The organism is Achromobacter sp. Marseille-Q4954 (assembly GCF_943737025.1).
GTDB classification, from domain to species: domain Bacteria; phylum Pseudomonadota; class Gammaproteobacteria; order Burkholderiales; family Burkholderiaceae_B; genus Achromobacter; species Achromobacter bronchisepticus_A.
Window position 1 is genome coordinate 2,655,482 of sequence record NZ_CALSFQ010000001.1, and the last position, 12,945, is coordinate 2,668,426.

Genomic DNA, 12,945 nt, shown 5'->3' on the forward strand with positions numbered 1-12,945 from the left:
CCCTCACGCAGCCAGTTGTTGCGGGTTGGCTGCACGCCACATTTCACCCAATGCGCGGCGGTAGTCCGTCGGCATGATTTTCACGAATTTGCCGCGCGAGGCTTCCCAGTCGCCCAGGATTTCGCGGGCGCGGAAGCTGCCGGTGTAGCGGAAGTGGTCTTCCACCAGGCGGCGCAGGATGGTTTCGTCCGTTTCGCGTTCACCGCCGCGCTGCGCGCTGTGCCAGACGTCGATGTTGTTCTGGGCAAGCTGTTCCGCGTGCGGCACGATGCTTTCCAGTTCGACCATGGACAGGTTGGCGCGCTGCTTGAGCGTGCGTTCCGGATCCCACACGTAGGCCACGCCGCCCGACATGCCTGCCGCGAAGTTGCGGCCCGTGGCGCCCAGCACCACGACGGTGCCACCGGTCATGTATTCGCAGCCGTGGTCGCCGGTGCCTTCCACGACGGTGGCCGCGCCCGAGTTGCGCACCGCGAAGCGTTCGCCGGCCACGCCGTTGAAGAACGCCTCGCCCGCCAGCGCGCCGTAAAGCACGGTGTTGCCGGCGATGATGTGGTCGGGGCCGAAGCCGCGGAAGTCGTTGGGCGAGCGCACGATGATGCGGCCGCCGGACAGGCCCTTGCCGACGTAGTCGTTGCCTTCGCCCACCAGGTCCATCGTGATGCCGTGGGCCAGGAACGCGCCGAAGCTTTGGCCGGCCGTGCCGTTGCACTGGATGTGGATGGTGTCGTCCGGCAGGCCATCATGGCCGTAGCGCGCGGCCACCGCGCCCGACAGCATGGCGCCGATGGTGCGGTTGCGGTTGCGCACGGGGACGATGAACGAGACCTTCTCGCCGCGTTCCAGCGCGGGCTTGCTGCGCTCGATCAACTGGTGGTCCAGCGCGCCGGCCAGGCCGTGGTCCTGCTCTTCGGTCTGGCGCACGTCGGCGTCGGATTGCGTTTGATGGAACACGCGGGCGAAGTCCAGGCCCTGGGCCTTCCAGTGCTCCACGCCCGAACGCATGTCCAGCAGGTCGGCGCGGCCGATCAGGTCGTCGAACTTGCGGATGCCCAGCTGGGCCATGATTTCGCGGACTTCCTCGGCGATGAAGAAGAAGAAGTTCACGACGTGCTCGGGCTTGCCCTGGAATTTCTTGCGCAGGACCGGGTCTTGCGTGGCCACGCCCACCGGGCAGGTGTTCAGGTGGCACTTGCGCATCATGATGCAGCCTTCCACGACCAGCGGCGCGGTCGCGAAGCCGAACTCGTCGGCGCCTAGGAGCGCGCCGATGACGACGTCGCGGCCGGTCTTCATCTGGCCGTCGGCCTGCACGCGGATGCGGCTGCGCAGGCGGTTGAGCACCAGCGTCTGCTGCGTCTCGGCCAGGCCCAGTTCCCAGGGCGTGCCCACGTGCTTGATGGACGACACCGGGGAGGCGCCCGTGCCGCCGTCATGGCCGGCGATCACGACATGGTCGGCCTTGGCCTTGGCCACGCCCGCGGCCACCGTGCCCACGCCGACTTCCGACACCAGCTTGACCGATACCGAGGCCTTGGAATTCACGTTCTTCAGGTCGTGGATCAGCTGGGCCAGGTCTTCGATGGAATAGATGTCATGGTGCGGAGGGGGCGAGATCAGGCCCACGCCCGGCACCGAGTAGCGCAGCTTGGCGATGTATTCCGACACCTTGTGGCCGGGCAGCTGGCCGCCTTCGCCGGGCTTGGCGCCTTGCGCCATCTTGATCTGGATCTGGTCGGCCGACGACAGGTATTCGGCGGTCACGCCGAAACGGCCCGAGGCCACCTGCTTGATCTTCGAACGCAGCGAATCGCCCTTCTTCAGTTCGACGTCCGCTTCGATGCGGTCCGAGCCCAGCACCGAGGCCAGCGTGTCGCCGTCCTTGATGGTGCTCTTGCCTTCGCGCATTTCGGCGCGGTAGCGCAGTTCGTCCTCGCCGCCTTCGCCGGTGTTGGACTTGCCGCCGATGCGGTTCATGGCCACGGCCAGCACCGAGTGCGCTTCGGTGGAGATCGAGCCCAGCGACATGGCGCCGGTGGCGAAACGCTTGACGATGTCCTTGGCGGATTCGACGTCGTCCAGCGGAATCGCGCGCGACGGATCGAAGCGGAACTCGAACAGGCCGCGCAGCGTCATGTGGCGGCGGCTCTGGTCGTTGATGATCTGCGCGTACTCCTTGTACGTGCGGTAGTTGTTGGCGCGCGAAGCGTGCTGCAGCTTGGCGATGGAATCCGGCGTCCACATGTGCTCTTCGCCGCGTACGCGATAGGCGTATTCGCCGCCCGCGTCCAGGTCGTTGGCCAGTACCGGATCGGTGCTGAAGGCGGCGCGGTGCTGGCGCAGCGCTTCCTCGGCCACCTGGAAAATGCCGATGCCTTCGATGTTGGAGGCGGTGCCGGTGAAGTACTTGTTCACCAGCGCGGTCTGCAGGCCCACGGCTTCGAAGATCTGCGCGCCGGTATAGGACATGTAGGTGGAAATGCCCATCTTGGACATGACCTTGTTCAGGCCCTTGCCGATGGCCTTGATGAAGTTCTTGACCGCCTTTTCGGGGTCGTTCATCTTGCCCAGCGATTCCAGCGCCAGGTAGGGGTGGATGGCTTCTGCGCCGTAGCCGCCCAGCAGCGCGAAATGGTGCACTTCGCGCGCCGAGCCGGTTTCCACGACCAGGCCGGTATTGGTGCGCAGGCCGGCGCGGATCAGGTGCTGGTGGACCGCAGACGTCGCCAGCAGCGCGGGGATGGCCACGCGCTCGCTGTCGACCAGGCGGTCGGACACGATCAGGATGTTGTAGCCGCTGCGCACCGCGTCCACGGCGCGCGCGCACAGCGCGGCCACGCGGGCTTCGATGCCCTCCGGGCCCCAGGCGGCGGGATAGGTGATGTCCAGCTCGAAGCTGCGGAACTTCTTGCCCGTGACCTGCTCGATGTCGCGGATCTGCGCCATGGCGGCGAAGTCCAGCACCGGCTGCGACACTTCCAGGCGCAGCGGCGGGTTGACGTTGTTGATGTCCAGCAGGTTCGGCTTGGGGCCGATGAAGGACACCAGCGACATCACCAGCTGTTCGCGGATGGGGTCGATCGGCGGGTTCGTGACCTGCGCGAACAATTGGCGGAAGTAGTTGTAGAACGGCTTGGCGCGATCGGACAGCACGGCCAGCGGCGCGTCGTTGCCCATCGATCCGATGACTTCCTCGCCCGTCGTGGCCATCGGTTCCAGGATGAACTTGTAGTCTTCCTGGGTCCAGCCGAAGGCCTGCTGGCGGTCCAGCAGCGACACCTGCGACTGCGTGGCGACGGCGGCCTGGCGCGGGGCCGGCAGCGATTCCAGCTTGATCTGCAGACGTTCGATCCACTGGCGGTACGGCCGGCTGTTGGCCAGCTGCAGCTTGATCTCGGCGTCGTCGATGATGCGGCCCTGTTCCAGGTCGATCAGGAACATCTTGCCCGGTTGCAGGCGCCACTTCTTGACGATGCGGTTCTCGGGGATGGACAGGGTGCCGGCTTCGGAAGCCAGGATGACCATGTCGTCATCGGTGACCAGGTAGCGGGCCGGGCGCAGGCCGTTGCGATCCAGCGTGGCGCCGATCTGGCGGCCATCGGTGAACGCAACCGCGGCGGGGCCGTCCCACGGTTCCATCATGGCGGCGTGGTACTCGTAGAAAGCGCGGCGGCTTTCATCCATCTGCGTGTGCTGCTCCCAGGCTTCCGGGATCATCATCATCATGGCGTGGGCCAGCGAGTAGCCCGAATTCACCAGCAGTTCCAGGCAGTTGTCGAACGTGGCGGTGTCCGACTGGCCTTCGTAGACGATGGGGTACAGCTTCTTCAGGTCGTCGCCCAGCACGGCCGACTGCATCATGCCTTCGCGCGCGCGCAGCCAGTTGAAGTTGCCCTTGACCGTGTTGATTTCGCCGTTGTGGGCAATCATGCGGTACGGGTGGGCCAGCGGCCAGGCGGGGAACGTGTTGGTCGAGAAGCGCTGGTGCACCAGCGCCAGGGCCGACACCGTGCGCGGGTCGGCCAGGTCGCGGTAGTAGCGGCCGACCTGGTCGGCCAGCAGCAGGCCCTTGTAGACCACGGTGCGCACCGAGGCCGAGGGCACGAAGTATTCCTTGCCGTGCGCCAGATGCATGTTCTGGATGGCGTGGCTGGCGGTCTTGCGGATCACGTACAGCTTGCGTTCCAGCGCGTCCGGCACCATCACGTCGGCGCCGCGGCCGATGAACAGCTGGCGGATCACGGGTTCGCAGGCGCGCACGGCGGGCGACATGGGCATGTCCACGTCCACCGGCACGTCGCGCCAGCCCAGGACGACCTGGCCTTCGGCGCGCACGGAGCGTTCCAGCTCCTGTTCGCAGGCCAGGCGCGAGGCCGTTTCCTTGGGCAGGAACACCATGGCCACGCCGTACTCGCCGGGAGGCGGCAGCGTGATGCCTTGATGGCCGAGCTCGTCGCGATAGAGCGCGTCGGGAATCTGGATCAGGATGCCGGCGCCGTCGCCCATCAGCTTGTCCGCGCCGACCGCGCCGCGGTGGTCCAGGTTTTCCAGGATCTTCAGGCCCTGCTGGATGATGGCGTGGCTTTTCTTGCCCTTGATATGGGCGACGAAACCGACGCCGCAGGCGTCATGCTCGTTCTTGGGGTTGTACAGGCCCTGGGCGGAAGGCAGCCCGATGCGGCTGGCATCGATGGGGGTCGCCTTGGGCGGGGGACAGGAGTCGATCGGGGTAATTTGGGGCATGGCGCGCTCCGCAGTGGGCCTGCGTCGTAATGTTGCAGTGCAGGAGACGGACAATACCCCCGACATGAGTAGGGTGCAATAGGAATAAATAGGGTATGTCCCCTATTTTTAATATGGACTGTCATTGATGGTTAATTCGGTGACGCATCAAGAGCCGCGCCAAATGGGCCTCGCCAGGAGGGTATGCACCAGTAAGGTGCTCGCTCATGCGACAAATCGCCTTTTTTCCTATAATATGTCCCCAATTATTTGAGGGATTTTGATAGCTGCGGCTGGCGTCGGCGTTGCGGAAACGCCAATGCGCACGGCGGTCTGCGCCGTAGTGGCACGCCACAATGAAAGAACCCGCCGTTCAGGCGGGTCCGTAATCAGGAGGATGTCGACGTGGGCGTCGTGGTGGGCGGCGAGGAACTCGGTTCCGCGTCGGTAGACGCCGCCGCCGGCTTCTTGCGCGGACGCCCGCGCTGGCCAGGTGCGACCCGGCGGCTGGCGGTATGGGCCAGGCTGGCGATGAAGGCGGGGCCGCCCAGCGCCCATTGTCCGGAGACAGCCTGGTCGATGCGCTGCGTTTCCTCGCGCGACAGGCCGTCCTGCAAGCGCTTGCGGTAATTGGCCTGGCGGTCGAACGGGGTATTGCCACAGGCCCAGTAGTCCGCGTGGTCCGACTGCCATTGCGCGGGCGCAGCGGTGGTGTTGCCGGTATGGCTGGAAGCGGACGACCAGGGCCAGGAATCGGGATCCTGCGAGGCGCCGCTGCGCACCGGGTAGGTTTCGAGCCAGACCAGCGACGGCAGCACCCAGGCGCCCGGTTCCAGTAAGGCAGAGCGGTAGCGGCCGGCGAAGACCCGGCCGCCGCGCAGGCGCGCCGCAAGGTTGCGGCCCAGCGTCTGCATCAGGCGCGGCAGGCCTTCCTCGTCCGCGGGCGTGGCCAGCAGCAGGATGCGGTCGTTGGCAAGCAGCCAGCCGTGAACCGAGACTCGGTGGCGTTGGGCGGATTCGCCCAGCCACGTGGCCAGTTGGTTCAATATGTCGGCCGGCGCGGGCTGCGACGGCGCCGCCAGCGGCTGGATGAAGTTGGCCTGCACCAGTTGGGGCAGCCCAGGGGCGTACAGACGGGGCAGACGGGCCATAGTGTCAGGACTTGCGTATTTGGAAGAACGGGTTGTCTTCGCTCACGGTATATAAATAGTGCCACGGTGGGCGCTGGTCAAGTCCCGTGATCATGGTCAGGGCAGGAAATCGCTTTTTTTCTGTCGTTCGTACCCCATAAAGCCCAGGTTAACATTCGGCGACGGAACGTCGTACCGTGGATATCCCCTAATCCGCGAGACGTTCTTTCCCATCATTCCGACCGGAGGAAAGCAATGGCAGTCGCCCTGGAACTCATTTCGCAGCATCGCTGCTTCGGCGGCTGGCAGCGCTATTACCGCCACGAGTCCGCGGAGATCGGCCTGCCCATGCGCTTCTCCGTCTACCTGCCGCCGCAGGCCGAGCAAGGCCCGGTTCCGGTGCTCTTCTACCTGGCGGGCCTGACCTGCACGGAAGAGACCTTCATGATCAAGGCGGGCGCCCAGCGCCTGGCCGCCGAGCTTGGCGTCATGCTGGTCGCCCCGGACACCAGCCCGCGCGGCGCCAACGTGGCCGGCGAGGACGAAAGCTGGGACCTGGGCACCGGCGCGGGCTTCTACGTGGACGCCACCACCCCCGCCTGGCGCGACCGCTACCGCATGTACAGCTACGTGACGCAGGAACTGCACGGCATCGTCACGGGCGAGGCCCTGCCCGGCGACGCGTCGCGCACCGGCATCTTCGGCCATTCCATGGGCGGCCACGGCGCGCTGGTGCTGGCGCTGCGCAACCCCGGCAAGTTCCGCTCGGTGTCGGCGTTTGCGCCCATCGCCGCGCCCAGCCAGTGCCCCTGGGGCAAGAAGGCGTTCGGCGCCTACCTGGGCGACAGGACCGAGGATTGGGCCGCGTACGACGCATCCGCGCTGATGCGCGGCGCCACCAACCCGTTTCCCGCTGGCATCCTGATCGATCAAGGCGAATCGGATCAATTCCTGGCCGAACAGTTGTATCCCGAGGTATTCGAGGCAGCCTGCGCCGCCGCTGGCCAGCCGCTGGACCTGCGGCGCCATCCGGGCTACGACCATGGCTACTACTTCATCTCGACGTTCATCGAGGATCACATCCGGTTTCACGTCGAGCGGCTTGGAAAACCGGCGCCCTGAGGGCGCGCTTCTATACTGGCGGGCCTGCCGCGGCAGGCTGCTTGCGCGCCCCGGCGCGCCGCCTGCGGTCTGTGCTCAATAGGAACGCCTGATTTGATCAACGGAATCGCTCCCTTCGTCTGGATACTGCTGGGCGCCGTCGTCGTCCTGCTGCCGGGCATCGTCATGCTGCTGGGCCGCGGCGGCCCGCGAGACGAGCGCGGCCGCAGGATGTTCCAGTTCCGGCCGGTGCGCCGCCTGTTCGGCCTGATGCTGGTGCTGCTGGGATGCGTATCGGGCCTGCTGGCCCTTTCGCTGGTGCAATTCTTCCGCCTGACGACCGATGAGCCGGTGGCGCATATTGAAGTTCGGCAGGTGGCCGACGGCCAGTTCCAGCTCAGCGCCAGCGCACCTGGCACCGGCACCAAGCAGTACGTCCTCTACGGGGATCAGTGGCAGATCGATGCGCGGGTCGTGCGCTGGCGCCTGCCGGCGCTGATGGCCGGCGTGCCGCCGCTGTACCGGCTGGAGCGCCTGTCCGGCCGCTATAGCGATGCGGCGCGGGAAGCCTCGGCCACGCGCTCGGTCCACGCGCTGGACGACTGGCCGGCGCCGGATCTGGCATCGCTGAAGAAGAATTTCCCGAACTGGTTCCCGTTCGTCGATGTCCAATTTGGCAGCGCTGCGTATATGCCGCTGTTCGATGGCGCCCGCTACCAGGTGTTGATGGATCCGCGCGGGGCGCTGTTCGTGCGGCCCGACGGCGAAGCTACGGCCGAGGGCTTGAAGCGGCTGGGCTGGTAGGGCAAGCCGCAGCCGCGTCCGGATCACGGGCTGGCCATCCGCCGGCAGCGCTCGTTTGTCCCATGGCGGCAAACCACCCCGAAAAAAATAAACGGGGACGCAATGCGACGAATGAAACTTTGACGCGTCGCAATAGTCGAATTAGCACTCCCAATACTAGAGTGCTAACATCGAATCCATGTCGTTATCCCTTCGCCATCCGGAGACCCCCGCTATGAAGCAACCCAGTACCTCGTTGGCCGCTACCGGCAACGCCCTGGCGTTGGCCATTGCCAATCCGGGCGCACTTGGCACGATCGACGCTTATATCTCCTCGGTCAACCGCCTGCCGGTCTTGTCCGCGGAACGTGAAACCGAGCTAGGCCGCCGCCTGCGCGACCAGGAAGACCTGGGCGCCGCGCGTGAACTGATTCTGTCGCACCTGCGCCTGGTGGTGTCGGTGGCGCGTCAGTACCTGGGCTATGGATTGCCGCATGCCGACCTCATCCAGGAAGGCAACGTGGGCCTGATGAAGGCCGTCAAGCGCTTCGACCCCGAGCGCGGCGTGCGCCTGGTGTCGTTCGCCGTGCACTGGATCAAGGCCGAAATTCACGAGTACATCATCCGCAACTGGCGGCTGGTGAAGGTCGCGACCACCAAGGCCCAGCGCAAGCTGTTCTTCAACCTGCGCAGCATGCGCCCCGACGGCCAGACGCTGGATCCGGAACAGGTCGACCACATCGCGCGCGAACTGAACGTGCGCCGCGAAGACGTGAGCGAAATGGAAGTGCGCCTGTCCGGCCGCGACATGTCGCTGGAAAACCAGGACGATGACGATGACAGCTACGCGCCCATCGCCTACCTGTCCGACGAGGGCCGCCAGGAACCCACCCGGGTGCTGGAACGCGCCGCCCGCGACCAGCTGCAAAGCGCCGGCCTGACCGACGCGCTGCAAGCGCTGGATCCGCGTTCGCGCCGCATCGTCGAGGCCCGCTGGCTGCAGGACGACGGCGGCGCCACGCTGCACGAACTGGCGCAGGAGTTCGGCGTGTCGGCCGAGCGCATCCGCCAGATCGAAGCGGCCGCCCTGAAGAAGATGCGCGGCAACCTGGCCTCTTGAGGCGCTTGTCGAACCATGCGAAGGGCCGCGATCAGCGGCCCTTTTGCTTTTCCGGCGCGCCGCGGCCGCGCATGAATATATTGATACAAATTCGGGCGGAAATTTTGCGCGGCGCGAGAAACTTAATGAGGATCGCACCGCCTAACTTCATGTAGACCGCGAACTTCGGTTAGCAGTCTTGTCATCCGTCTCGGCTTCTCCTCTTTCCCCTCCCCTATGAGACGGATGCTTGCGGGGCACCATGCATACCTGGTGCCCCGTTTTTTATGCGCGTCCGGTTTGCGCTTGCACAGAACTCAAGCGGCCAACGCCGTGCGCAGCCGGAGCAAGAAGCGCGGCTTGTCTAGGCCGCCTGGGCGTTGTCGGAGGCCGTCATGGCGCCATGCCACAGCGCGTCCTGCACGCGCCGTACGCCGGTCGCCATCGAACCGTCCTGGTACAGCTTGATCCAGCGGTAGCCGGGCGCCATGTTGTCCACCACGTGCTTGCCGTCGCGGATGCTGAACTGGAAGCAGGTCGACGGCGTGGCCAGCAGGCGCAGGTTGTGGCGGCGGCGGTCGAACTCATGGTGCACATGGCCCCACAGCAGCACGCGGACCTGCGGCCAGCGCGCCAGCAGCTTGAACAGGGCCTGCGGGTTGTCGATCATCATCGAATCGTGCCAATGGCTGTCGATCTGCATGGGGTTGTGATGCATGGCGACCAGCGTGTGGCGGCCCGGAGCCTCGGCCAGCGCGGCCTCCAGCAGGTCGAGCTGGCTCGCGGGCAGATGGCCGGCGTTGGAACCGGGCACGGTGGTGTCCAGCGTGACCACGCGCCAGGCGCCCACGTCCGTCACCGGGACCGACCATTGCGGCAGTTCCTGGCGCATCACGGCCGGCAGATCATGGTTGCCGGGCAGACAGCGGATGCAGGCCTGCGCCAGCGCCGGCGCCTCGGACAGGACGCGCGCCAGCCGGCGATAGGCTGCGGCCTCGCCGTCCTGGGACATGTCGCCGGTCGCCAGCAGCAGATCGGGATGCTTGCCGTCCGCCTCGATCTGGCGCAGCACCGCGCGCAGGCTGGCGTCCGTGTTGACGCCCAGCATCGAGGTTTCAGGTTCGCCGAACAGATGGCTGTCGGTCAGCTGGACCAGCATGGCGGGCGCGTCGTCGCGCCGGGTCAGGGAATGAATCCGGGCCAAGTGCCGCTCCTGCAAAGTTTGTGCGATTCCACATTACCCAAAAAACACGGCGCGACGCGTATCGCTTGTCCGCATTGGGGTAACGAAACGTGCATTCTCCACGATTCCTGGTAGTTCCTGCTCCGGTCCGGGAGGAAAAAGCCGCTATTCTTGTGGAACTTCACACAAGCTCCCCCCACAGAACATGGATGTAGGTTTTCTCGTATTCGGCCTGGCGGGTCTGTTGACGCTGGTCTGCTTCATGCCGCCCCTGGCCGGCCGCCTCAAGCTGCCCTATTCGGTGCTGCTGGCCATCGTCGGCTGTCTGCTGGGCATCATCGTGCACGTCCACGGCTGGGCGCCCAGCTGGATCGGCGACTTCCTGGATTCGCTGGAACGCTTCGAGATTTCGTCCGAAACCTTCCTGATGGTGTTCCTGCCGGTGCTCTTGTTCGAGACCGCGCTGTCCATGAACGTGCGGCGCTTGATGGACGATATCGGACCCATCCTCATGATGGCCATCGTGGCCGTGGTGGTCTGTACCGTGGTGGTCGGCGTCACGCTGGACGCCATTTCGCCCTACGGCTTGGTGGTCTGCCTGCTGCTGGGCGCCATCGTCGCCACCACCGACCCCGTGGCGGTGGTGGGCATCTTCCGCGAAGTGGGCGCGCCCAAGCGCCTGACCACCCTGGTCGAAGGCGAAAGCCTGTTCAACGACGCGGCCTCCATTGCCCTGTACTCCGTGCTGTTGGCCGTGCTGGGCGGCCATGGCGAACTCACCGCCAGCGGCATCTTCAACGACTTCATCGTGCACTTCATCGGCGGCGGCCTGGCGGGTTTCGCCATGGGCCGGCTGGCATGCTTCCTGTTCGCCTGGCTGCGCGGCTTTCCCACCGCGGAAATCACGCTGACCCTGACGCTGGCCTATCTGTCCTTCTTCATTTCCGAGCACTACCTGAACGTGTCGGGCGTGGTCGCCACCGTGATCGCGGGCCTGGTGGTGGGATCCACCGGCCGCACGCGCATGTCGCCGACCACCTTCGAATACCTGTCCAGCGCCTGGGAGCAGTTCGGCTTCTGGGCCAACTCGCTGATCTTCCTGTTCGCGGCCATGCTGATCCCCAAGCTGATGGCGGCCGCCGACTGGCAGGAACTGGCGCTGGTGGCCGTGGTGTTCGTGGCGACGCTGGTCGCGCGCGCCATCGTCGTCTTCGGCCTGTTGCCGCTGCTGGGCCTGACTCGGCTGGGGACCAAGGTCAGCAGGCCCTACAAGGTTGTCATGCTGTGGGGCGGCCTGCGCGGCGCGGTGTCGCTGGCGCTGGCGCTGGCCGTGACGGAGCAGACCGGGGTGGCCGAAGAGGCGCGCCAGTTCATTGCGGTGGCCACCACCAGCTATGTGCTGCTGACCTTGTTCATCAACGGCATCAGCCTGCGGCCGCTGATTCGCATGCTGGGCCTGAACCAGTTGTCGCCGGTGGAGCGCACCATCCGCAACCAGGCGCTGGCCGTGGCGCTGGAAGACCTGCAGGGCAAGACCGAAGAGGTCGCCAAGACCGAGCATATCGGCACCGAGGTCCGCGACCGCATTCGCGCCGTGTTCGACGCCAGCCTGACCAGCGTGCATGACGGCCAGGTCAGCCAGATGACGGACGAGCAGCGCGTGGCGGTGGGGCTGGCCATCGTGGCCCAGCGCGAAGAGGAAATGTTCTTCGACATCCTGAAGGCGCAGATCGTGGACTGGCGCATGGCCGAAACGCTGCTGGCGCGGGCCGAACGGCTGGAGGACGCGATCCGGCTGGGCGGCATTCCGGGTTTTGAGCGCGCCATCGTTGCCGACGTGCGCTATTCCACCGGTTTCCGGCTGGCCTTGCGGCTGCATTACCTGTTCGGCTTCCAGGGCTGGCTGGCGCGTGAACTGGGCCAGCGCTTCGCCAACCTGATGAGCAAGCGGTCGGTCGCGCAGCGCCTGATCGCCTTCGCGCGCGAACAGATCACGCCCCTGCTGGGCGAGGACGCCACGCAGCGCATCGTGTCCCTGCATCAGCGCCGCCTGGACCTGATCGAAAACGCCATGCAGGCCCTCAACCTGCAATATCCGTCTTATGCCCAGTGGTTGCAGGAAAGCTACCTGGGCCGCGTGGCCCGCGAAATGGAGCGCATCCGCTACCGCGACATGCTTGAGCAGTTCCTGATCAGCGGCGAGGTCTACGCCGACCTGATGGCGCAGTTGAAGAGCCGCTGGGCCCACATCGACAAGCACCCGCCGCTGGACATCGAAATGAGCGCGGCGGACCTGATCAAGCGCGTGCCGCTGTTCGAAGGCCTGTCCGCCGATTCCCTGCGGGCCATCAGCAAGCTGCTCAAGCCGCGCCTGGCGCTGCCGGACCAGCGCGTGCTGAACAAGGGCCGCCATGGCGAAGAAATGTGTTTCGTGGCCTCGGGCGCCGTGGCCGTGCATCTGCCGGACAACACCATGATCGAGCTGGGCAGCGGTGAATTCTTCGGCGAACTCGGCCTGCTGGGCGAACAGCAGCTGATGCCGGAGGTGACGTCGCTGGGTTACAGCAAACTGCTGATGCTGTCCTCGCGCGATTTCCACGCCCTGCTGGCGCGCGACGAGCATCTGCGTGAACGTATCCAGGTCGTGGCCAAGCAACGCCTGCGCGCAATCGAGGTGTGGAAGCAGTTTTCGCAGGCCAATGCCGCGCCCGCCCCGGTCCCCGCGCCGGCCTCGGCGCCGAGCCCGGCCCAGGCCGCCGAGGCCGCGGAAGCGGCGGGCGCTGCGTCCGGCACCGATACCCAAGCGGCGCGCGAAGCCGCGGGGGCGGATGCGCCGCCTGCAGGCGGCCTGCCAGGGAATCTCGCCGGCAACGTCACCGACACCCCGGCGCTGGGCGAGCCGGGCATCGTTCCGCGTTGATTCAGGA

The 12,945-nt window shown here is 66.0% G+C and carries 7 protein-coding genes; 4 read left to right on the plus strand and 3 right to left on the minus strand.

Translation table 11 applies throughout. The annotated features are described in order from the left end of the window. Positions 1-3: 3 nt before the first annotated feature. Both NGK62_RS12555 and NGK62_RS12560 read right to left on the minus strand, forming a co-directional pair. Positions 4-4,743, minus strand: coding sequence for a glutamate synthase-related protein (locus NGK62_RS12555; RefSeq protein ID WP_059376846.1), 4,740 nt, complete (start codon positions 4,741-4,743; stop codon positions 4-6). A gap of 368 nt (positions 4,744-5,111) precedes the next feature. Further along, positions 5,112-5,873, minus strand: a complete 762-nt coding sequence (locus tag NGK62_RS12560) for a hypothetical protein (protein WP_059376848.1) — start codon at positions 5,871-5,873, stop codon at positions 5,112-5,114. A gap of 234 nt (positions 5,874-6,107) precedes the next feature. Between NGK62_RS12560 and fghA the strand changes: the two genes are divergently transcribed. From fghA to rpoH, 3 genes are all read left to right on the plus strand, one after another. Beyond that, positions 6,108-6,974: an S-formylglutathione hydrolase gene (fghA, locus tag NGK62_RS12565; protein ID WP_059376850.1), complete on the plus strand. Its 867-nt coding sequence runs from the start codon at positions 6,108-6,110 to the stop codon at positions 6,972-6,974. A 93-nt stretch (positions 6,975-7,067) separates the two neighbouring features. Next, positions 7,068-7,757 carry a hypothetical protein gene (locus NGK62_RS12570; RefSeq protein ID WP_251878521.1) on the plus strand — a complete coding sequence of 230 codons (690 nt, stop codon included), beginning with the start codon at positions 7,068-7,070 and terminating at the stop codon, positions 7,755-7,757. Between the two features lie 214 nt (positions 7,758-7,971). Next, positions 7,972-8,856, plus strand: coding sequence for an RNA polymerase sigma factor RpoH (gene rpoH / locus NGK62_RS12575; RefSeq protein ID WP_373429037.1), 885 nt, complete (start codon positions 7,972-7,974; stop codon positions 8,854-8,856). 343 nt (positions 8,857-9,199) lie between these two features. Here rpoH and cpdA read toward each other — a convergent pair whose 3' ends face one another. Beyond that, positions 9,200-10,039, minus strand: coding sequence for a 3',5'-cyclic-AMP phosphodiesterase (gene cpdA / locus NGK62_RS12580; RefSeq protein ID WP_059376857.1), 840 nt, complete (start codon positions 10,037-10,039; stop codon positions 9,200-9,202). A gap of 184 nt (positions 10,040-10,223) precedes the next feature. Between cpdA and NGK62_RS12585 the strand changes: the two genes are divergently transcribed. Next, positions 10,224-12,938, plus strand: a complete 2,715-nt coding sequence (locus tag NGK62_RS12585; protein WP_251878525.1) for a cation:proton antiporter — start codon at positions 10,224-10,226, stop codon at positions 12,936-12,938. Positions 12,939-12,945: the final 7 nt, after the last annotated feature.